The organism is Flexivirga meconopsidis, assembly GCF_026162425.1.
Lineage (GTDB): Bacteria > Actinomycetota > Actinomycetes > Actinomycetales > Dermatophilaceae > Flexivirga > Flexivirga meconopsidis.
Genome location: NZ_JAOBQJ010000004.1, coordinates 430,064 through 451,253, shown reverse-complemented (window position 1 = coordinate 451,253; position 21,190 = coordinate 430,064). Strand labels below are relative to the sequence as shown.

The 21,190-nt window shown below is 68.1% G+C and carries 21 protein-coding genes and 1 riboswitch; of the genes, 10 read left to right on the top strand and 11 right to left on the bottom strand.

Translation table 11 applies throughout. The features are described 5' to 3' along the window. The first annotated feature begins 26 nt into the window (after nucleotides 1–26). Genes N2M23_RS15685 through N2M23_RS15670 form a run of 4 tightly spaced genes read left to right on the top strand, consistent with a single transcriptional unit; the run spans nucleotide 27 to nucleotide 4,337 of the window. Nucleotides 27–1,346, top strand: a complete 1,320-nt coding sequence (locus N2M23_RS15685; protein WP_265446731.1) for an ABC transporter substrate-binding protein — start codon at nucleotides 27–29, stop codon at nucleotides 1,344–1,346. Between the two features lie 8 nt (nucleotides 1,347–1,354). Then, entirely contained in the window at nucleotides 1,355–2,431 is a 1,077-nt protein-coding gene (locus N2M23_RS15680; RefSeq protein ID WP_265446729.1) for an ABC transporter ATP-binding protein, read from the top strand. Between the two features lie 41 nt (nucleotides 2,432–2,472). Next, complete coding sequence (locus tag N2M23_RS15675) at nucleotides 2,473–2,904, top strand: MarR family winged helix-turn-helix transcriptional regulator (RefSeq protein WP_265446727.1); 432 nt, start codon at nucleotides 2,473–2,475, stop codon at nucleotides 2,902–2,904. Then, a complete protein-coding gene (locus tag N2M23_RS15670; RefSeq protein ID WP_265446726.1) occupies nucleotides 2,901–4,337 on the top strand; it encodes an MFS transporter in 1,437 nt (478 codons plus the stop codon). Before N2M23_RS15675 ends, N2M23_RS15670 begins: the two co-directional genes overlap by 4 nt. A 3-nt stretch (nucleotides 4,338–4,340) precedes the next feature. Here the strand turns inward: N2M23_RS15670 and N2M23_RS15665 are convergent, their stop codons facing one another. Further along, nucleotides 4,341–5,258 (bottom strand): NADP-dependent oxidoreductase, encoded by a 918-nt coding sequence (locus N2M23_RS15665; RefSeq protein WP_265446724.1) that lies wholly within the window; start codon nucleotides 5,256–5,258, stop codon nucleotides 4,341–4,343. Nucleotides 5,259–5,382: 124 nt separating this feature from the next. Here N2M23_RS15665 and N2M23_RS15660 point away from each other — a divergent pair, with 124 nt between their 5' ends. Beyond that, entirely contained in the window at nucleotides 5,383–5,790 is a 408-nt protein-coding gene (locus tag N2M23_RS15660) for a winged helix-turn-helix transcriptional regulator (RefSeq protein WP_265446722.1), read from the top strand. Between the two features lie 8 nt (nucleotides 5,791–5,798). Then, a complete protein-coding gene (gene lplAB, locus N2M23_RS15655; protein ID WP_265446721.1) occupies nucleotides 5,799–6,848 on the top strand; it encodes a lipoate-protein ligase LplAB in 1,050 nt (349 codons plus the stop codon). Nucleotides 6,849–6,851: 3 nt separating this feature from the next. Here lplAB and N2M23_RS15650 read toward each other — a convergent pair whose 3' ends face one another. The 10 genes from N2M23_RS15650 to N2M23_RS15605 form a co-directional block, all read right to left on the bottom strand. Beyond that, the gene (locus tag N2M23_RS15650; RefSeq protein WP_265446720.1) at nucleotides 6,852–7,313 is read right to left on the bottom strand and encodes a MarR family winged helix-turn-helix transcriptional regulator; all 462 of its coding nucleotides are present in this window, start codon (nucleotides 7,311–7,313) and stop codon (nucleotides 6,852–6,854) included. A 10-nt stretch (nucleotides 7,314–7,323) separates the two neighbouring features. Continuing rightward, nucleotides 7,324–8,523: an MFS transporter gene (locus N2M23_RS15645; RefSeq protein ID WP_265446718.1), complete on the bottom strand. Its 1,200-nt coding sequence runs from the start codon at nucleotides 8,521–8,523 to the stop codon at nucleotides 7,324–7,326. A gap of 58 nt (nucleotides 8,524–8,581) precedes the next feature. After that, complete coding sequence (gene thiC / locus N2M23_RS15640) at nucleotides 8,582–10,297, bottom strand: phosphomethylpyrimidine synthase ThiC (protein ID WP_265446716.1); 1,716 nt, start codon at nucleotides 10,295–10,297, stop codon at nucleotides 8,582–8,584. Further along, complete coding sequence (locus N2M23_RS15635; protein ID WP_265446715.1) at nucleotides 10,294–10,917, bottom strand: thiamine phosphate synthase; 624 nt, start codon at nucleotides 10,915–10,917, stop codon at nucleotides 10,294–10,296. The genes thiC and N2M23_RS15635 overlap by 4 nt, the downstream gene beginning before the upstream one ends. Continuing rightward, nucleotides 10,914–11,687, bottom strand: coding sequence for a thiazole synthase (thiG, locus tag N2M23_RS15630; protein WP_265446713.1), 774 nt, complete (start codon nucleotides 11,685–11,687; stop codon nucleotides 10,914–10,916). Before thiG ends, N2M23_RS15635 begins: the two co-directional genes overlap by 4 nt. Nucleotide 11,688: 1 nt before the next feature. Further along, nucleotides 11,689–11,895, bottom strand: coding sequence for a sulfur carrier protein ThiS (gene thiS / locus N2M23_RS15625; RefSeq protein ID WP_265446711.1), 207 nt, complete (start codon nucleotides 11,893–11,895; stop codon nucleotides 11,689–11,691). Further along, nucleotides 11,895–12,992 carry a glycine oxidase ThiO gene (gene thiO, locus N2M23_RS15620; protein WP_265446709.1) on the bottom strand — a complete coding sequence of 366 codons (1,098 nt, stop codon included), beginning with the start codon at nucleotides 12,990–12,992 and terminating at the stop codon, nucleotides 11,895–11,897. Before thiO ends, thiS begins: the two co-directional genes overlap by 1 nt. A 36-nt stretch (nucleotides 12,993–13,028) precedes the next feature. After that, nucleotides 13,029–13,140: riboswitch (TPP riboswitch) on the bottom strand. Nucleotides 13,141–13,168: 28 nt separating this feature from the next. Continuing rightward, entirely contained in the window at nucleotides 13,169–14,467 is a 1,299-nt protein-coding gene (locus N2M23_RS15615; RefSeq protein WP_265446707.1) for a cation:proton antiporter, read from the bottom strand. Next, entirely contained in the window at nucleotides 14,460–15,212 is a 753-nt protein-coding gene (locus N2M23_RS15610; RefSeq protein ID WP_265446706.1) for an SDR family NAD(P)-dependent oxidoreductase, read from the bottom strand. The genes N2M23_RS15615 and N2M23_RS15610 overlap by 8 nt, the downstream gene beginning before the upstream one ends. Before the next feature lie 21 nt (nucleotides 15,213–15,233). Further along, entirely contained in the window at nucleotides 15,234–16,490 is a 1,257-nt protein-coding gene (locus N2M23_RS15605) for a threonine/serine exporter family protein (protein ID WP_265446705.1), read from the bottom strand. Between the two features lie 36 nt (nucleotides 16,491–16,526). Between N2M23_RS15605 and iolD the strand changes: the two genes are divergently transcribed. From iolD to N2M23_RS15585, 4 genes are read left to right on the top strand one after another with little or no spacing between them, the layout of a single operon-like run. Beyond that, entirely contained in the window at nucleotides 16,527–18,431 is a 1,905-nt protein-coding gene (gene iolD / locus N2M23_RS15600) for a 3D-(3,5/4)-trihydroxycyclohexane-1,2-dione acylhydrolase (decyclizing) (RefSeq protein ID WP_265446704.1), read from the top strand. Then, nucleotides 18,428–19,381: a 5-dehydro-2-deoxygluconokinase gene (gene iolC, locus N2M23_RS15595; protein WP_265446702.1), complete on the top strand. Its 954-nt coding sequence runs from the start codon at nucleotides 18,428–18,430 to the stop codon at nucleotides 19,379–19,381. Before iolD ends, iolC begins: the two co-directional genes overlap by 4 nt. Beyond that, nucleotides 19,378–20,295 (top strand): 5-deoxy-glucuronate isomerase, encoded by a 918-nt coding sequence (gene iolB, locus N2M23_RS15590; RefSeq protein ID WP_265446701.1) that lies wholly within the window; start codon nucleotides 19,378–19,380, stop codon nucleotides 20,293–20,295. Before iolC ends, iolB begins: the two co-directional genes overlap by 4 nt. Next, nucleotides 20,285–21,184, top strand: a complete 900-nt coding sequence (locus N2M23_RS15585) for a TIM barrel protein (protein ID WP_265446699.1) — start codon at nucleotides 20,285–20,287, stop codon at nucleotides 21,182–21,184. The genes iolB and N2M23_RS15585 overlap by 11 nt, the downstream gene beginning before the upstream one ends. The last annotated feature ends 6 nt before the right edge of the window (nucleotides 21,185–21,190 follow it).

Sequence of the window (21,190 nt, the reverse complement as noted above, 5' to 3'; positions counted from 1 at the left end):
AACCGGTAATTCTAAGGAGAACTCGAATGTCCGACCTCACTCGCCGCGGCTTCCTGGGAGTTGCCGGTGGTGCGGCCCTTGCGACCGGTCTGGCCGCCTGCGCCGGCACCGGATCCGAGGGTGGCAGCTCCGGCAGTGCCAAGGCCGGTGGCTCGTCCAACACGATCGACTTCTGGAGCAACCACCCGGGTAAGTCCAAAGAGGCCGAGCAGAAGATCATCGCCGACTTCGAAAAGGCCAACCCCGGTCTGAAGGTGAAGCTCACCGACGCGGGCAAGGACTACGAGGAGGTCGCGCAGAAGTTCAACGCGGCACTGGCCGGCGGCAGCCTGCCGGACGTCGTGGTCGCCTCGGACGTCACCTGGTTCAACTTCGCGCTGAACAACCGATTTGCCGACGTCGGAGCGCTTTTCGAGCAAAACGGCTTGTCGACGAGCGACTACGTGGACGGGCTGTACGCCGACTACCTCTACGAGAACAAGCACTACGCGATTCCCTACGCCCGTTCGACGGTCGTCTTCTACTACAACAAGGACGTCTTCAAGAAGGCCGGCCTGCCCGACCGTTCGCCGGAGTCCTGGGACGAGTTCACCCAGTGGGCGCCCAAGCTGCAGAGCGCGATCGGTGGCGGCAAGAGTGCGCTGATCCTGGACGACGGCGCGAACTACCTGGACTGGACCTTCCAGGCGATCGCCTGGTCGTATGGCGGGGGCTACTCCAAGGAGTGGACCCCGACCTTCACCGATGCCGGCACGCTCAAGGCCGGTCAGGTGCTGCAGGACTGGGCGAAGAAGAAGTACGTCAAGACCTCGGCCGACTCGGCCAGCGACTTCAGCGCCGGACTCGGCGCGGTGCTGCTCGAATCCACCGGCAACCTGGGCGGATTCAAGGATGTGAAGTTCGACCTCGGTGTCGGCTTCGTGCCTGCGCCCAACGGGGTCAAGTGCTGCCCGACCGGTGGCGCCGGTGTCGCCATCCCCTCGGGCATCTCTGCCGAGCGCCAGAAGAACGCGGCGAAATTCGTGGAGTTCCTGACCAACGCCAAGAACACCGCGACCTTCACTCAGGCAACCGGCTACATGCCGGTGCGCAAGTCCGCGCTGCAGGAGCCTTCGGAGGCCGCCTACCTGAAGCAGAACCCGAACTTCAAGGTCGCCGTCGACCAGCTGCCGAAGACCCGTCCGCAGGATTACGCCCGGGTGTTCGTCCCGGGAGGTGGTGCCGACATCGGTCAGGCGCTGGACAAGATCGTCGCGGGTTCGGACGTCAAGTCGACCTTCAGCGACCTCGGCGGCACGATCACCGCGGCATACAACAGCCAGGTGAAGCCGAAGCTGAAGTCCTAGAGGTAGCAATGGCATCGGTCTATTTCGACGGGGCGACCCGGGTGCACAAGGGGAACAGCCGTCCCTCGGTGGCGGGTGTCACGCTGGACATCGAGGACGGCGAATTCCTGGTGCTGGTGGGGCCGTCCGGTTGCGGCAAGTCCACGACGCTGCGGATGCTCGCCGGCCTGGAGCCGGTCGATGGCGGCCGCGTGCTGATCGACGGACATGATCAGAAGGGCGTCCGGCCGCGGGACCGGGATGTGGCGATGGTCTTCCAGAGCTACGCGCTCTACCCCAACATGACCGCCGAGGAGAACATGGCGTTCGCCCTGCGCAACGCCGGAGTGAGCAAGGCGGAGGCGCACGAGCGGGTGCTCGAGGCGGCGAAGATCCTGGAGCTGGAGCCGCTGCTCGGGCGCAAGCCGGGCCAGTTGTCCGGCGGTCAGCGGCAGCGGGTCGCCATGGGGCGCGCCATCGTGCGCAACCCCAAGGTGTTCTGCATGGACGAGCCGTTGTCCAATCTCGACGCCAAACTACGGGTCTCGACTCGCGCCCAGATCGCAGCACTGCAAAGGCGATTGGGTGTCACAACCGTTTACGTCACACACGACCAGGTCGAAGCGATGACGATGGGTCACCGGGTTGCCGTCCTCAAGGAGGGCGTCCTGCAACAGGTGGACACCCCGGAGGCGCTCTACGACCGGCCGGTGAACACCTTCGTGGCCGGCTTCATCGGGTCGCCGGCGATCAACCTGCTCGACGCCACGGTGCGCGACGGCAGGGCCGAGTTGCTCGGCACGAGCGTGCCGGTGGAGCGCGACCTCGTCGGTGACGCCGACCGGGTGACACTGGGCATCCGGCCGGAGTCGTGGACGATCGGCTCGGAGCTGGACAAGGACGGCATACCGCTGCGGGTGGAGCTGGTGGAGTCACTCGGTGCGGAGGTGTTCGTCTACGGGCGTCACGACGGTGATCCGGACGGCCCGCGGATCACCGTGCGGCTGGCGAAGAGTCAGCGACCGGACACCGGTGACCTGATCCGCATCACGCCGGTGGCGGGGGAGTTGCACGTCTTCGACGCCGAAACCGGCGACCGGAGGTAGCCCCGTCATACCCATTTTAGTTGTATGCGTACAATGATTGTATGCGTACAACTAAAAGCGCGCCGGTTGCCGTCTGGCTCGGGTTGATGGCGCTCGTGATGGACCACAAGAATCTCGCGCAGGCGCTGTTGCAGGACGAGATGGGTATGCCGTGGAGCCGTTTCCGGCTGCTGCGGCGGATCGAGGACCACTCGCGCACCCAGCGCGAACTGGCGCAGATGATGCATGTCGACGCGCCGGCGGTCTCGGTGATCGTCGGTGACCTGGTCGAGCGTGGTTACGCCGAACGTGCGGCGAGCGAAACCGACGGCCGGGTCCGCCTGGTGCACATCACCGATGCCGGCCGCGCGCTGTTGGAACGGTTGCGTGACCTCCCCGGGGTGGTGCCGGCACCGATCGCGGCGCTGTCCGCCGCGGAGCGACGCGAGCTGGCTCGGATGATCGACAAGATGCGCGCGGCGGTCGATCAGTGAGCGCCCCCTCTGCGGGCGAGGGGCTCACCCGGCGCCGTCGCCTCGGCATCCTGGCAATCTGCTGTCTCAGCCTCTTCATCGTCGGCGTCGACACGACGGCGGTGAATCTCGCGCTGCCGTCGATCGGGCGTGACCTCGGCGCGACCTCCAGTCAGCTGCAGTGGGTTATCGACGCCTACACCCTGGTGCTCGCCAGTCTGCTGATGCTCTCGGGGTCCACCGCGGACCGGCTCGGACGGCGGAAGGTGTTCCAGGTCGGTCTGCTGATCTTCGGCGTCGGTTCGTTGCTGTGTTCACTGGCTCAGGACCCGGCTGTGCTGATCGGGTCCCGCATGCTGCAGGCAGTCGGCGGGTCGATGCTCAACCCGGTGGCAATGTCGATCATTACCAACACTTTTCGTGACCCGCGGGAGCGTGCACAGGCCATCGGCATGTGGGGTGGTGTCGTCGGCCTCAGTATGGCGCTCGGTCCGGTCATCGGCGGTGCACTCGTCGACGCGGTCGGGTGGCGGGCGATCTTCTGGCTCAACCTGCCGGTGGTGGTCGCCGCGATCGCGCTGACGACGCTCTTCGTGCCGGAGTCGCGGGCCGATCGGGTGCGTCGACTCGACCCGGTGGGGCAGCTGCTGGTGATCGTGGCCCTCGCGACCGTGACCTACGCGATCATCGAGGGCCGGGCGCTGGGGTGGACGTCGGTGACGGTGCTGGGCTGCTTCGCGGTCGCGTCCGTCGCCGGAGCCGTGCTTGCGTCATACGAAATGCGACGCAAGGAGCCGCTGCTCGACCCGCGGTTCTTCCGGAGCGTGCCCTTCAGCGGTGCGGTGCTCAGCGCGGTGATCGGGATGTGCGCGTTCGCGGGCTTCCTCTTCTTGAACACCCTCTATTTGCAGGATGTTCGGGGCATGTCGCCGCTGCAGGCCGGTCTGATGACACTGCCGATGGCGGTTGCGATGGCGATCTTTTCGCCGGTGTCGGGTCAGCTCGTCGGCTCTCGCGGTCCGAGGGTGCCGATGGCGCTGGCCGGTGCCGGGGTCGGCGCGAGTGGGTTGCTCCTGCTCCGGACCAACGACGGCACCTCGCTGTGGTTTCTCGGGGTTGCCTACGTGCTGTTCGGCATCGGCATCGGCTTCATCAACGCGCCGATCACCAACGCCGCGGTCTCGGGCATGCCCAGGTCTCAGGCCGGTGTCGCCGCCGGCATCGCCTCGACCAGCCGTCAGGTCGGCACCTCGCTCGGGGTTGCCGTACTCCCGGCGATAGCGTTGGGCAGCCTGCAGGGCGACCTCGCCTCCGGTCTCGCCGAGGCGTCGCACGGTGCCTGGGTGGTGGTCGTGGCGTGCGGGGTTGCGCTGGTGGCAATTGCCTTCGCGGTCACCAGCGCTCCCGCTCTGCGCACGCGCGACCGGGTGGCTGCCGAGCTCGGCGCCGCCTGACGTTTACGGCAGCAGCACAAGCTTGCCGAACGTGTGGCCTTTCTCCAGTTCGTCGTATGCCGCACGCACTTGGTCAAGCGGGTAACGGCCGGATATCGGCGCCTCGAGTCGTCCGTCGACGATGCGGCCGGCGAGCTCTCGCAGCACCTCGGTGGACGCGCCTTCGGCATTGCCTTCGGTCTTCGCGCCGATGCGTGCGGCCTCGGCGAAGGCGATCACACTGTTGACCCGGTGTGGGCTGACGCCGAGATCAACTGCCAGCCGGACGTATTCGGGACCGTGGAGATCGATCACCGCGTCCACGCCGTTCGGTGCGGCACGGCGCACCCGCTGCGCCAGGTCCGGTCCGTACGCGATCTGCTCGACGCCATGTCGGGCGAGCCAGTCGCGGTGCCGGTCCGACGCGACGGCCAGCACGTGCACCTTCGTCGTGGCGAGCAGTTGGACGGTGAGCGTCCCGACGCCTCCGGCTGCGGCGCTGACCAGCACCGTCTCCCCGGGCTGCGGATCGATCGCGTGGCTCGCCGCCCACGCCGTCGACCCGGCCACGAACAGCGACCCGGCCACCTCCCAGGAAAGCGCCGGTGGTTTGCGCACCAGTTGGCCGGCGGGCACCACGACCTCCTCGGCGTGGCTGGCTCGCGCGTCGGTCCAGCCGAACACCTCGTCACCGGCGTTCCACTCGGTGACCGCCGCGCCGACCTCCAGGACCACGCCGGCCAGATCGCTGCCCTCACCGGATGGGAACGTCGCCGGAAACTGGTCGTGCAGTGCGCCACTGCGGATCTTGGCCTCACCCGGGTTGATGCCCGCGGCGCGGACTGCGACGGCGACATCGTGGTCGCCGAGGGCGGGGCGCTCCACGTCGACGATCTCGAGCACGGAGCTGTCGCCATACTCGTTGAACCGAACTGCCTTCATCCTGTTGCTCCTTCGGGGGAGAGGTCGATGTGTCGGCAGTAGCCTGACCGAGGTACTCTCTATCGGGAAGTAGGTACCCAGAAGTGCGTACCGCACCTTGGATGAGGCAGAAGGTGGAGTGACCGTGGCGACTGCGACCGCAGCACGACGACGAGCCCAGGCGAAGACGGAGTACAACGCGTTCCTGCAAGTCTGTCCCAGCCGACAGGTGCTGGCGAGGCTCAGCGACAAGTGGGTCACGCTCGTGCTCTGTGCGGTAGCCGAGCGCCCGATGCGCTATGGCGAAATCACCCGCGCCGTGGCCGGCGTCAGCCAAAAGATGCTCACCCAGACGCTGCGTGGGCTCGAGCGGGACGGGCTGCTGTCGCGCGAGGTGACCCCGACCGTGCCCGTGACGGTGACCTACTCGATGACACCCTTGGGGGAGTCCCTGCACACCGTCGTGGAGGGCATCAAGGACTGGGCGGAGACACACATGGATCAGATCAACGATGCCCGCGAGGCGTATGACTCCCGCGTCGGGACCGAGTAGGAGTAGGCATGCGTGGTGAGTACAAGGTGCCCGGGGGCAAGTTGGTCGCGGTCGACGTGGAAGTCGAATCGCGCCGATTGGCAAGGGTTTCGGTGTCCGGTGACTTCTTCCTCGAGCCGGACGATGCGCTGGAGGACATCGATGCCGCGTTGACCGGCATGCCGGCTGATGCCTCGGTCGATCAGCTGTCTGCCGCCATTACCGGGGCGCTTGACCCCGGAGTGCAGCTCATCGGCTTCAACGCCGATGCGGTCGGCGTCGCGGTGCGGCGGGCGCTCGGCAAGGCGACCGGCTGGTCCGACCATGTCTTCGACGTCATACCGGCGACAGTTCTGCCGCCGGTGGAGCACGTCGCCCTCGACGAGGTCATCGCCCATGAGGTCGCCGCCGGCACGAGGCGACCGACTCTTCGCTTCTGGGACTGGGACGCACCGCTTGTGGTCATCGGGTCGTTCCAGAGCTATCGCAACGAGATCGACGCCGATGGCGCCGCGAAGTACGGAATCGACGTGGTGCGAAGGATTTCTGGCGGCGGCGCGATGTTCATGGAGCCGGGCAACACGATCACCTACTCGCTCGTGGTGCCGTCCTCGATGGTCGAGGGGCTGAGCTTCGAGCGGTCCTACGCTTTTCTTGACGAGTGGGTCATGACGGCTCTTGCCGAGGTGGGGATCAATGCCCATTACGTGCCGTTGAACGACATCGCGTCGGACAAGGGGAAGATCGGCGGCGCCGCGCAGAAGCGGTTTGCCGATGGTGCCGTGCTGCACCACGTGACGATGGCCTACGACATCGACGCCGACAAGATGCTCGAGGTGCTGCGCATCGGCCGGGAGAAGATGTCGGACAAGGGCACCAAGAGCGCCAACAAGCGGGTTGACCCGATGCGTTCGCAGACCGGCATGGCACGGGACGCGATCATCGACAGCTTCAGAAGATCGTTCCTCGCGCACTATGCGAGTGCCGAGTCGTCATACACCGAAGGCGAACTCGCCAGTGCTCGCGCCCTCGTCGAGGAGAAGTTTGGCACGCGGGAGTGGACCCACCGGGTGCCGTGAGGATCACTCGATCCGGCGCATCCAGGTCGCCAGGTCCTTCTGCTGCCGGTCCGAGAGATGGGTCAGGAATGTCGCCTCGATCGCGGCCGAGTAGGACGGCAGCAACCGGTCGATGAGATCGCGCCCCTCCGCGGTGAGTTCCGCATAGGTCTCGCGGCCGTCGTCGGCGGACTTGCTGCGTCGTAACAGCCCCTTGCGCTCCAGCCGGGTGGCCCGATGCGACAGGTGGCTGGGTGACATCAGGACGTGTCCCGCCAGATCTGACATCCGGGCGCGGTCGTCGATCTCCGCAAGGCCGATCAAAACGCCGAATTCACCTGTGCTGACCGGCTCTTCGTGCAACAGCGAGCTGAGGTGATCGTCCATGAGTCGCGAAACGCGCAGGAACTCGCGCCAGGCATCGCGCGCGTTGCCCTGCAGACCGATGGCCACCATCCGGATCGTGCGCTCCTTCGCGTCGACCATTGCTGCCGCCTCAGAGCAGGCGACGACGTCCGGAGAGCATACCCAGGCCCAGCGTGCCCACTCCGACAAGCACCAGGAACCAGGGCGCGAGCCGCCAGTCGCCGGTCCACTGGTGCAGCAGGCCCATGATCACCGGGCCGAGCGCCGCCACTCCGTATCCGACGCACTGTGCCATCCCGGCGAGGTCGCCGGCCGAGTGCCCGTCCCTGGTGCGCAGTCCGAAGAAGGCGAACCCCAACGGCATACCGGCGCCCAGGCCAAGGCCGGTGACCAGGACCGCGACGACGAGTGACGGGCCGGACAGCAGGACGATGCCGATGGCGCCGGCGATCTGCACGGCACCGATGCCCGCGGCGACGACCACCTGATGTGCGGCACGGGAGGCGAGCGGTGGCACCGTCATCGCTGGGAGCAGGCCGATGAGGGTGAAGACGCTGAGGACGGTAGCGGCCGACGACGTGGTCATGCCCTTGCTGACCAAGATCGGCACCAACCAGGCGACCGCCGAGTAGAAGAGCAAGGACTGCATGCCGAAGAACAGCGAAACCTGCCAGCCGAGTGCACTCCGCCAGCTGCGGCCGGTCGGCTGGTCGTCGCGTGTCGGCTGGTGGTGCTCCCGTTCGAACGGAGCCCACGCGAGCATGGCGATCAGCGCGACGATCCCGATGCCGGCCAGGCCGACGTGCCATCCCCAAAGGTGGGTCAGTGGCAGCGCGGTCCAGGATCCGAGCGCGCCGCCGACGGTCATCATGGAGGTGTAGACCGCGGTCATCGTGCCGATGGACCCGGGGAAGTCTCGCCGAATCACCATGGGCAGCAAGACATTCGGCAGGCATAGACCGGCCGCGAGCAGCACCGTGCCGAGGTACAGCGCCCACACCGCGGGGAAAGTGCGCAGGGCTACGCCAATGACGGAGGTCGCGAATCCCGCGACCACCGCCACCTCGATGCCCCACTTGCGCCCGAGGGTCGTCGAAAACGGCGAGCACACCATGAAGACGACCATGGTGACGGTTGTCAGCGCGCCGATGGCCGTCGGTGACAGGCCGTAGGCCTGCCCGATGCGGTCGCCCAGCGGTCCGACCGCGGTGATCGGCGAACGGGCAGCGAGGCCGGCGACGACGACCGCGGCTATCAGGACCGGGATGCGCCACGGGTGCGCCCGGCCGATGCGAAGGGGTGGGGTGTTCCGCTCGACAGCAGTGGTCATCGACAGCCTCTCGTTTGTTGACGGTGTCAACCATAGAGGGGGTATTTGTCAGTGTCAATTAAGTCTGGGATGCCTCCCTCGGGTCGACGTAGACCGAGGAGCCGAGCTCGACGAAGGTGCGGGACATCTGCGCCATACCCTGCTCACGTGCGTGCTGATCGCGAATGTCTTGGCTGATCCGCATCGAGCAGAACTTCGGGCCGCACATCGAGCAGAAGTGCGCGGTCTTCGCCGCCTCGGCGGGCAGCGACTCGTCGTGGAACGCGCGCGCGGTGTCCGGGTCGAGCGAGAGGTTGAACTGATCCTCCCAGCGAAATTCGAAACGCGCCTTCGACAGGGCGTCGTCCCAGTCCCGGGCACTCGGGTGTCCCTTGGCGACATCGGCCGCGTGTGCGGACAGCTTGTAGGTGATCACGCCGGTCTTCACGTCGTCCCGGTTGGGCAGCCCGAGATGCTCCTTCGGCGTGACGTAACAGAGCATTGCGGTGCCATGTGCGGCAATCGTGGCCGCTCCGATCGCGGACGTGATGTGGTCGTATCCCGGTGCGATGTCCGTGGTGAGCGGGCCGAGCGTGTAGAACGGTGCGCCGTGGCACCAATCCTGCTGCAACTCAACGTTTTCCGGCACCAGGTTGAGCGGGACGTGACCTGGTCCTTCGACCATCACCTGCACGTCGTGCGCCCAGGCGCGCTCGGTGAGCTCGGCGAGGGTTCGCAGTTCGCTCAGCTGTGCCTCGTCGTTGGCGTCCGCGGTGCATCCCGGTCGCAGGCCGTCGCCGAGGCTGAAGGCGACGTCATACTGCGCGAAGATGTCGCAGAGTTCGTCGAAATGGGTGTAGAGGAAGTTCTCCCGGTGCCCCGCGAGACACCAGCCGGCAAGGATCGACCCGCCCCGGGAGACGATGCCGGTGACCCGCTCGGCGGTCAACGGCACGTAACGCAGCAGCACGCCGGCGTGGATCGTCATGTAGTCCACTCCTTGCTCGCACTGCTCGATGACGGTGTCGCGGAAGATCTCCCAGGTCAACGCCTCGGCGCGGCCGTCGACCTTCTCCAACGCCTGGTAGATCGGCACGGTCCCGATCGGCACGGGGGAGTTGCGGATGATCCACTCGCGGGTGGTGTGGATGTCGTCCCCGGTGGACAGGTCCATCACGGTGTCGGCGCCCCATTTCGTTGCCCACGTGAGCTTTTCGACCTCCTCGGCGATTGAGCTCGTGACCGCGGAGTTGCCGATGTTCGCGTTCACCTTCACCAGGAAGGCGCGGCCGATGATCATCGGCTCGCTCTCGGGGTGGTTGACGTTCGCCGGGATGATCGCCCGGCCCGCGGCCACCTCGCTGCGGACGAGTTCGACATCGCAACCCTCCCGGGCTGCGACGAACCGCATCTCCGGGGTGATCTCCCCGCGGCGCGCGTAGTGCAGTTGGGTGACGGTGCCACCCTCGATCGCACGGCGCGGCGGGCGGAGGGCGCCTTGCCACTCCTCACTCGCGCCGCCGCGACGCAGGGCCGCGCGTCCGTCGTCGGCGAGCGAACGGCCGCGCGCAGCATACGTTTCGGTGTCACCGCGTTGAGCGATCCATTGCTCGCGCAGTCCGGGCAATCCCAGCCGAGGGTCACTGCCCGGGCCGGAGGTGTCGTAGAGGCGGAACGGCGGATTCACCTCACCGGTCGACGGTGTTGGGTCGAGCGTGACCTCGGTGAACGGCACCCGCAAGCCGGGTTCGACCTCGTGGTGGACCTTGCGTCGCGCGGACTGGGACGTGCTCATGCGATCTCCTCGTTCTGTGGTTTCTGGGCGAAAGCTGTTGCCGCATAGGCGTATTCAGCCGCAAGCGTGCTTGGATCCGCGGCACGCATCAGTGGACCCATTACGGCCATGCCATGCGCGCCCGATGCCGCAAGGGTCGGTGCATCGGCCGGCAGCACGCCCCCGATGGCGACCACCGGGGGCGCGCATCCGGTCCGGACGAGTGCTTCGATGCCGCGGGGGCCGAGAGCCGGGCCGTATCCCGGCTTGGACTTCGATCCGGCGTACGGGCCGGCGAGCACATAGTCGACCCCTTCGACAGCTGCTCGGCGCAGTTCCCCGGGACCGTGGACGGACCGGCCGACGATCTCCGGCCGAGGGGCCGGCAGGGGCATCGACGCACTGAGATGGCAGCCGCGGACCCCAGCCGAAGGCGAGCGAGCCAACACCGTTGCGCGATCGCCGATCCGGTCCAGCACGGCGCCCAGCAGGTCCTGGTAGGCGGGTTCGGGCAAGTCTCGCTCACGAAGCAGGATGTGCCGGATGCCGCCGTGCGCGCAGGCAGCGAGCACATCGACCAACGGTCGGCCGCCGGTCTGCGTCCGGTCGGTCACGAGCAACAGGGTCGGCACCGACGTCATGTGCCGACCAGCCCGGTCGTCGGTGAGGATGCCCTGGCGAGTGTGCTTTTCGGGATCCGGCCGGCCAGCAGCGCGGCGTGGCCGGCGGCCACCGCGTCCCGCATGGCGGCCGCCATGAGAGCCGGTTGCTCGGCGCGAGTCACCGCGGTCGCAAGGAGCACCGCCGAGCAGCCCAGCTCCATCGCGAGCGCCGCGTCCGACGCAGTGCCCAAGCCGGCGTCGAGCACGACCGGGACATCGATCTCGTCGCAGATCAACTCGATTGCGTGCGGATTGCGGATGCCCAGCCCGGACCCGATCGGCGAGCCCAGTGGCATGACCGCCGCACAGCCGAGATCCTGCAAGCGGCGCGCAACCACGAGGTCGTCGGTGGTGTAGGGAAGCACCCGGAACCCGTCGTCGACGAGTTGCTCGGCGGCATCGATGAGCTCGAGCACGTCCGGCAACAGGGTGCGGTCGTCGGCGACCACCTCGAGCTTCACCCAGTCGGTCTGCAGCGCCTCCCTGGCCAGCTGCGCGGTCAACACCGCCTCGCGGGCAGTGCGGCAGCCGGCGGTGTTCGGCAGGACCTCCACTCCAGATTCTTGTATGGCGGGAAGTAGTCCGCTGGTGGCGCTAGCGCCGGCACGACGCATGGACACGGTGACCACGCCGGTGCCGCTCTGCTCGATGCACTCGGACAGGACGGCTGCGGACGATACGCCGCCCGACCCGAGAAGCAGTCGACTCGTGAGGCTGCGACCCGCGAGTTCCCAGGTTTGCCAGCCCATCTCAGCCTCCTTGAGCGGGTCGGACGATCTCGACCTCGGCCCCGGGTTGCACCGCGGTCTTGGCCCATGCGCTGGAAGGCACCACCGCGCCGTCGAGGGCGACCGCGAACCATGCGCCGTCGAAGCCCTCCTGCTCCAACATCGTGCTGACCGTGGTGTCGGGTCGCAGCGGTCGGGCGTCGCCATTGAGGCGAAAGGTGTCGGCCATCATGAATCTCCTTCGGTGAGTGCTGCCCTGACGCTGTCGGCGACCACGTCCGAGGTCAGCGGGGCGAGCAGGAAGCCGTGCCGGTAGTGGCCGGTGGCGAGGGTGAGACCAGGCATCGGCGATATGCCGATGGCGGGGAGGTTGTCCGAACTTGCCGGTCGCAGTCCTACACGGTGTTCGGTGATGCGCGCGTCGCGTAGCTCGGGCACGAGAGTCGTTGCGGCACTGAGTAGTTCGAGCGCTGCTCGGACGGTGGGCGCGAGGTCCGCGCCGACGTCGACACTGGTGGCCCCGACCGTCAGGTGGGTGTCATCGTGCGGCACCAGGTAGACCGGCACCCGATCGACCACCGCCCGCACCGTGCTCGTCACAGCCGGAGCGGCGAGCTCCAGGTCGAGCAGCTCACCCTTGACCGGACGGAGTCCGGACATGGGTGCGCCTGCGCGTTCCGCTACTGGGTCATCGAGCGCGTGCGGGCTGCGCCATCCGGCGCACAGGACGACGTGATCGGCGTCGACTGATAGGTCCGGAAGCGTGATGCCGGTCGCCCGGCCGTCCTGCATGCGCACACGGCCCTGCGCGCGGATCGTCCGTACGCCGGCGGAGGCGATCGCCGACCGCAGAGCGTCGAGGACCAGGCTACGGTCGACGCAGAAGTCGTCGGGCAGCCACGCGGCGCCGCGCACGGTCCGGGCAAGAGCCGGCTCCTTGCGGAGCAACTCGCGACGTTCGAGGCGCTGCGCGCCAACACCCGCGTCGGCCAGCAGTTTCAACCGACGATCGAGCCGCACCTGCTCGTCCTGGTCGGTCGCGACCAGCAGGGTCCCGGTCGGTCGCAGTCCGACTGGCCGGCCGCTCGCCTGCGCCAGCTCGGCGGCGAACTCGGGCCACTGGGCCTGGGAGCGGGACGTCACCTGCCACAACTCGGTCTCGCCGTAGTCGAGTTCGGCGGCGGCGGAGATCATGCCCGCCGCGACGGGTGAGCTTGCGCCGGGCAGCGGCAGATCGACGAGGACGACCTCAGTGCCGCGTCGGGCCAGCCCCCACGCGACCGACAGGCCGATGACTCCGCCACCGAGGACGGCGACACGGCTCACCGTGGAACAGCTGAGATCCGAAGGTACGGAAGGGGATTGATCGCCATAGCTTCTCCTTGCGCCGGCATTACCCGGATCAAGTTGGTGACGGTCGGGGCTGCGTCAGCCCCCTCTCAGCCCGGTGCACCGGACTCCCGCGAAGGACGTGGCGACGGTAACACACCGTCCGCCGTGCGTCAGGTGACGGCCGCACCTCGCATCCTGTCCAGCCGTCCGACGATCGGGCTTGCGGCGACTCCGTGCACGACGACCGACAATGCGATCGTGAACGCCGCGATCGACCAGAGGCGGTCGCTGCCGGGGAAGTCGTGGTGTGCCGTCGCATAGGCCAGGTAGTAGATCGTGCCGATGCCGCGCACCCCGAAGAACGCAACGGCGAACCGCTCGCGAGGACCGAGGCGCCCGGGGCCGGAGAAGTCTCGGGTCTTGCGTTGCCACAACGAGATCCACGCCACCACGGGCCGTATGACGAAGACCAGCAGCACGCCGATAGCGGCGCCGGCAAGGGTCAGGTCGCCGAGCAGGCCGTTGGTCAACGACGCGCCGATCAGCAGCAGCATGATGAGGGTGAACAGCCGCTCGAGGCGCTCGATCACGCCGTGCATGGCCTCGTGGTACTCGTGGGTCGGATCCGCCGACCGCATGGTCACCGCACACACGAAGACCGACAGGAACGCCCAGCCTTGCGCGATCTCGCCGGCGCCGTAGGAGATGAAGGGAGCGGCGACCACCAGCAGCGGGTCGCCCAGCCGCGAGACGCGCAGGTTCTTCGGCGCGCGGAATGCGATGCGCGCCAACGCCATACCGACGATCCAGCCCACGACGACGCCGATCACGGTCCGGGCGATGAGGTCCCAGGCGACCCACTGCGGCGCCCACGACCAGATCGAACCGCCGCCCAGCACCGCGATCGCGGCATAGAGGAAGGGGAAGGCGGCGCCGTCATTGAGGCCCGCCTCGGAGGTGAGCGCGAAGCGGACCTCGTCCTCCTCGTCGAGTTCGTCCGGGTGCAGGTCGGTCGTGGGTCCTTCCACCTGCACATCGGCGGCGAGCACCGGATCGGTCGGGGCGAGGGCGGCGGCGAGCAACAACGCGGTCGCCGGCGCGAGCCCGGCCACCCACCAGCCGAGCCACGCGGTGGCCGCGATGGTCAAGGGCATGGCAAGGAAGATCAGCCGCCAGGTCGTCGACCACCCTCGCCAGGTGGACCTCGCCCACGTGAGTGGGCGGTCCAGTGCGAGGCCCACGCCGGTGAGCGCGATCAGCACGGTGATCTCGGAGATGTGCTGAGTGATCTCGGGGTGGTCGAGCGGAGAGAGCGACAGTCCGTCCGGGAAAGGCAACAGGCCGATCAGGCAGCCGAAGGCGACCAGCACCAGCGGGGCCGAGATTGCCCGCCCCGCCACGAGATTGGGCAGCACGACACCGAGCAGCAAGCCGATGCCGAGGAGCAGGAAGGTCAGCCCCTCAACCACGGCCGAGCAGTGTGCCGCCGTTGACCTGGACGATCTGTCCGGTCGTCCATCCGGCGTCCGGCGAGGCGAGGTAGGCCACGGCCTCCGCGACCTCGTCCGGCGTGCCGGCCCGGCCCATCGGGATGGTCCCTACCCGGGACGCGGCCAGGTCCGGGTCGGCGGCGAGCCGCTCCGCCCAGAACTCGGTGTCCGGGACGAATCCCGGCGCCACCGCGTTGGCCGTAATACCTTCGGGGGCCAGCGAATTCGCCAGGTCGAGCACCCAGGCGTTCACCGCGGCCTTGGCCGCGCCGTAGGACCCCGATCCGCGCAGGGCGGCGATCGAGCTCATCGCCACGATCCGCCCGCCGGGCCGCGTGAAGTGCGGCAGCAGGGCGTGGGTGAGCAGCACCGCGGACAGGACGTTGCCGTCGAAGTCGGCGCGCCAGGCATCGGCAATCGCAGAGAGGTCACCAGCTGCGCCTACCCCGTAGTTGCCTCCGGCATTCGCCACCAGGACGTCGATCTGCGGACCACCCGCCAGGTCGTCGGCGAGCTGCTGCACTGCTGCGGGGTCGGTCAGGTCGCAGCTCCGGGTGCTGACCGTGGCCAACTCGTCGACCGCCCGCAGCTCGTCGGCTGCGGATTGCAGGACTTCCGCGCGCCGGCCGACGAGCACGAGTTCGGGTTCTTCCACGAGCAGGCGGTGGGCGACTGCGCGACCGATGCCGGTGCCGCCGCCGGTGATGATGATGCGTCGCGTCATACGTCCCAATCTATAGACGTGTCAATGACGGTCGACATCGGCGACATCCACCGGCTCGGGAAGCTCCGGCGGTGCCGGATCGAGTTTGCGGTCGAGGGCGCGCCCGGCCGCGCTCCCGATCAGGGTGCCGGCGGCAACTGCCACTACCGCGCTGACCGCGGTGGATACGGCCGCCAGACCGTCGTGACCGGCGGCGAGTTCGGCGGTGCTGAGCAGGCCGAGGCTGCCCGGCACCAGCAGCCAGAACGCAGGCAGGAAGACCACCAGCCGCAGTGGGCGTCCGCTGAAGCGGTGCACGAGTGCGGCGCCGAGCGATGCGACGATCGCGCCGGCCAGTCCGCCGAGCGTGACCCCACCGAGCCACTGGACCGTCGACTGCACCGCGAAAGTCAGGGCGAGGACCGCGAAGATCCACGGGATCGCGCTGCGTGACGCGGCGACGTTGAGCACGATCCCGAGGCCCACCAGCGCGACTCCGAGGTATGGCGCAAGCGGCCCCAGCTCCTGCGCACGCACGTTGGTCAACGCATCCAGGCTGTCGCCGCTGACCGACACCGCGGCGAACAGGCCGACCGCGAAGAGCATGAGTTGCACCATCCCGGAGACCAGCCGGGAGGTCCCGGCGACGGCGGCTCCGGACGCGATCTCGGACATGCCGGTCACGATGACCGATCCGGGCAGCAGCACCGCGACCGCGCTGACCATGGTGCGCAGGGTGCCGTCGAGGTGCCACATCCGGTCGGCCTGCAACACCAGCAGCCCGACCGCGAACGACGCGAGTAGAGGCAACAAGGTGCCGATCAAGGTGCTCCGGCGGCTCAACCAGACCAGCGCGACCACGAGCAGCGATGCCAACGCCGCCACCGCGAGGGCTCGCCAGGTGGGCTGCAGGATGCAGCAGATGCCGACGCCGATCAGCACCACGGCCAGGTCGCACAGGAAGGGCCGGCGGGTGGACGGCATCGCCTCGATGTCGTCGAGTTCGCGGAGTGCGTCGGCGGCGCGCATCCGGCGACTCATCAGTCGGTCGACGACGTCCTGGACGCGGGACATCTGCTCGAAGCGCAGCGAGCCGTGCACCGTCTGCAACCCCATGTCGTGCTGGGCGTTGACGCTGACGAAGACCGCGGTCGGCGTGGCCGCAACCCGGACGTCCGGCGTGCCGAGGCGGTGGCCGAGCGTGACGAGTTGCGCTTCGACGTCGGGGACCGGTGCCGAGCCGGCGAGGAGTGCCGCGCCGATTCGCAGCAACACCTCACGGGTCGGGTCCAGCGTCATACGCACATGATGACGGAGGTATGACCACAATGAGACATGGCAACCGGTGACGAGACGGTGCGGTTGACCGTCGCGCAGGCGCTCGTGCGATTTCTCGCCGTGCAGTTCTCCGAGCGGGATGGCACGCGGCATCGGCTGATCCCGGCGATGTTCGGGATCTTCGGACACGGCAACGTCGCCGGTGTGGGGCAGGCTCTGCTCGAAGCCGACCTGCGGGCAACCGCGCCGGACCGCAACGAAATGCCCTACCTCCTCGCTCGTAACGAGCAAGGGGCGGTGCACGCTGCTGCCGGTTTCGCCAAGACGACCAACCGGTTGCAGACCCTGGCCGTCACCGCGTCGATCGGGCCGGGCTCGACGAACATGGTCACCGGTGCCGCGCTGGCCACCACCAACCGTCTCCCGGTGCTGCTGCTGCCCTCCGACGGCTTCGCGTCGCGTCGGGCGGACCCGGTGCTGCAACAGCTGGAAGACCCTCGCACCGGGGACATTTCGGTCAACGACGCGTTCAAGCCGGTGTCCCGGTTCTGGGACCGGATCAACCGCCCGGAGCAGCTGATCCCGGCTCTGCTCGCTGCAATGCGCGTGCTCACCGACCCGGCCGAGACCGGCGCCGTCACCATCTGCCTGCCACAGGACGTCCAGGCTGAGGCGCACGACTGGCCGGTCGCCATCTTCGCCGAACGCACCTGGCACGTCGCACGACCAGTGCCGGAACCGATCGCGCTCGACCGCGCCGTGCGGGCGATCCGCGCATCGCGTCGTCCGCTGCTCGTCACCGGCGGAGGCACGGTGTATGCCGGGGCGTCCGAAGCGCTCCGCGAATTCGCCACCGCCACAGGCATTCCCGTGGCCGACACTCAGGCTGGGAAGGGGGCGATCAACTGGGACCACCCCTGCGCGGTCGGCGGTGTCGGCGCGACGGGGAGCCGCGCGGCCAACGACCTCGCGGCCCGGGCCGATCTGGTCATCGGGGTGGGCACCCGCTACAGCGACTTCACCACCGCCAGCCGCACGGCCTTCGCCGACCCAGCCGTCCGCTTCGTCAACCTCAACGTGCTGGCATTCGACGCGGCGAAGAACTGCGCCGCGTCCGTTGTTGCGGACGCCCGGGAAGGGCTGAGGGCGCTACGGGCCGCCCTCGAGGGCTTCTGCGTCGACGACGCCTACCGCGACGAGGTCCGGCAGCGCAACGGCGCATGGCAAGAAGTCGTCGATCGCTGTTACTCGCTCGGTCAGACGCCGCTGCCCGCCCAGACCGAGGTGTTCGGGGCGCTCAACGACCTGCTCGAGCCGACCGACGTGATCGTCAATGCGGCCGGCTCGATGCCGGGTGACCTGCAGTGCCTGTGGCGTGCGTCGACGCCTGAGCAGTACCACCTCGAATATGCCTACTCCTGTATGGGATACGAGATCCCGGCAGCGATGGGAGTGCGCATGGCCAAGGGTGACACCGGCCAGGTAGTGGCCGTCGTCGGGGACGGGTCGTACCAGATGCTGCCGATGGAGCTGGGCACGATCGTCACCGAGCAGTTGAAGGTGATCGTCGTGCTGTTGCAGAACCACGGGTTCGCGTCGATCGGTGCACTGAGCGAGTCCGTCGGCAGCCACCGGTTCGGGACGCGCTACCGGATGCGCAGCCGGCAGACCGGCCGCCTCGACGGGCCGGACGTGCCGTTCGACCTCGCCGCGAACGCGGCAAGCTGGGGAGTGACAACGTTGCGGTGCAACGGGATCGACGAATTCCGGGCCAACTACGCAAAGGCAGTCGAGATCGACGGGCCGGTCGTGCTCTACATCGAGACCGAGCTCAACGGACCGCATCCGCCGAGTAGCGGCTGGTGGGACGTGCCGGTCGCCGAGGTCAGTGAGCTCGACAGCACGCGATCGGCCCGTGCCGACTACGAGTCCGCACAGTCCAAGCAGCGGTTCCACCTGTGATCGACGTGCTGACGATCGGCCGGGTCGGCGTGGACATCTACCCGCGGCAGATCGGCACCAGACTGGAGGACGTCGACGTCTTCGGGAAGTTCCTCGGCGGCAGCCCCACCAACGTCGCGGTCGCGGCCGCCCGGCTGGGCAAGCGCGCCGCGGTAATCACGCGCACCGGCGATGACCCCTTCGGCCGCTTCGTGCACCGGGCGCTGCGTGACTTCGGGGTCGACGACGCGTGGGTGACCCAGGTGCGCGATCTGCCCACCCCGGTGACGTTCTGCGAGATCTTCCCTCCGGACGAATTTCCTTTGTATTTCTACCGATTGCCGATCGCACCGGATCTGTGCATCGAGCCGCACGAGATCCCCGAGGGCGCCGTGCGCGATGCGCCGATCTACTGGTCGACGCTGACCGGCCTGTCCAGGCAGCCGAGCCGGGACGCCCACCGACACGCGTGGGAGTTGCGAGGGCGAGCCGAGCACACGGTGATCGACCTCGACTACCGCCCGATGTTCTGGGACCAGGTCCGAGAGGCGCGGGAGGCTGCTGCGATGGCCTTGTCACGGTGCACTGTCGCAATCGGCAATCGCGAGGAGTGCGAGGTGGCGGTGGGGGAGGCCGACCCCGACAAGGCCGCCGATGCCCTGCTGGACCGCGGGGTCCGCATCGCGGTCGTGAAGCAAGGCCCGAACGGCGTGCTCGTCCGCACCGAAGCCGAATCTCACGTCATACCACCCTTTTCGGTCAAGGCCGTCAACGGACTGGGAGCCGGCGACGCGTTCGGGGGTGCTTTCTGTGCCGGGCTGCTCGATGGCCTGCCGATTGCCGAGACAGTGCGTCGGGCAAACGCGGCCGGGGCGATCGTGGCGGGTCGACTGGAGTGCAGCTCCGCGATGCCGACCGCGGACGAGATCGACCGGCTGCTGTCGCAGGGACAGGGAGAGGTAGACCCATGAGCACGGACGAGCAGACCTGGTTCCGGCCGCGCGTTGCCACCCAGGAATCCGCGTATGACGTCGCCGTCCGACCCGACGGAAACACCTGGAAACACACTGGATTGCTGGTCGCTGATCTGACCGACGGCGAGACCCGGAGCATCGACACGGCCGCGGACGAGTACATCCTGTTGCCGCTGTCCGGCGGTGGCTCGGTCGAGCTCGAAGGCGACGACGTCCGGGAGGTGCTCGCCGGCCGCGAGTCGGTCTTCCACGGCGCCGCGGACTGTGCCTACCTGCCGCGTGGTTCGGCCTACCGCCTGCGCGCTGCCGGCGACGTGAAGGTCGCGCTGTGCTTCGCTCGGGCGAAGGCAGACCTGCCCTTCGCAGTCGTTCGCGCGGGCGACGTCCCGGTCGAATTGCGCGGCGCCGGCAGGTCTTCACGCCAGGTTCGGAATTTCGGCACCCCCGAGGTGCTGGAGGCCAGCTCGATCATCGCCTGCGAGGTCATCACCCCCGCCGGCAACTGGAGTTCGTACCCGCCGCACAAGCACGACGAGCACCGGCCGGGGGAAGAGTCGGAACTGGAGGAGATCTACTACTTCGATCTGCGCTCCGAGGCCGGCGCAGCCGACGAGTCGGATGCCGTGGGCTACTGCTGCATCTCGGGGACGGGGGACCGTCCGATCGACGTGCGGGCAGCAGTGCGCAGCGGCGACGTGCTTCTCGTGCCGCACGGTTGGCACGGCCCAGCGATGGCTCCGCCCGGCTATCACCTCTATTACCTCAATGTGATGGCCGGCCCGGGTGACGAGCGCGTCTGGCTGATCCGGGACCACCCGTCCCACGCATGGGTTCGGCGCACCTGGGAGGCCGAATCCATAGATCCGCGACTGCCTTTCGACGTCCGGCAAGGAGCGACCGATGGCGGCTGAGTTGACCATCGGGGTGTGTCCCGACCAGTGGGGGGTGTGGTTCCCCGATGACCCGCATCAGATCCCGTGGCAGCGCGCGCTGGACGAGATGGCGCAGGCGGGCTTCTCGGTGATCGAGACCGGCCCGTTCGGCTACTTCCCGACCGACCCGGTGCGTCTCAAGACGGAGATGGACGCCCGCGGGATGCGGGTCGTCGCCGGCACCGGGTGGGGTGTGCTGCACCGGGAAGAGGCTTGGCCGGAGACAGAGCGCACTTTCCGGGCCATCGCCGCGACGCACGCTGCGGTCGGCGCGGAGTACATCGTGCATCTGCCGCCGATGTTCCGTGACGAGCACACCGGTGAATTCATCGACGACAGAACGCTTTCCGGTGCGGCATGGGACCGCTATATCACCAACGCCAATCAGCTCGGACGCATCATGAAGGACGACTACGGTCTGCGGATGGTGCTGCACCCGCACGGGGACTCACACATCGAGACCCGTGCGGACATCGACCGGGTCTTCGGCGCGACCGATCCGGCATACGTCGGCTTCTGCCTCGACACCGGTCACATCGTGTATGGCGGGGGCGACAACATCGACCTGATCCGTAGCTACCCCGACCGCATCTCCTACGTGCACATCAAGGCGATGGACCCCGCGGTAGTGCGCCGGGCGCACGAGGAGGACTGGAGCTTCGCGAAGGCCGTCGCGCACAAGGCTTCCGTGGCGCCACCGGCCGGTGAGCCCGACCTCCCGGCGGTCATCGCGGCCCTCGACCAGCTCGACAAACCGCTCTACTGCATCTGTGAAGAGGACATGTACCCGTGCGATCCGTCATACCCGTTGCCGAACGCGGTCCGGACCCGCGAGTTCCTTGCCGCCCACGGACTCGGGCAGCGCTGAATCCCG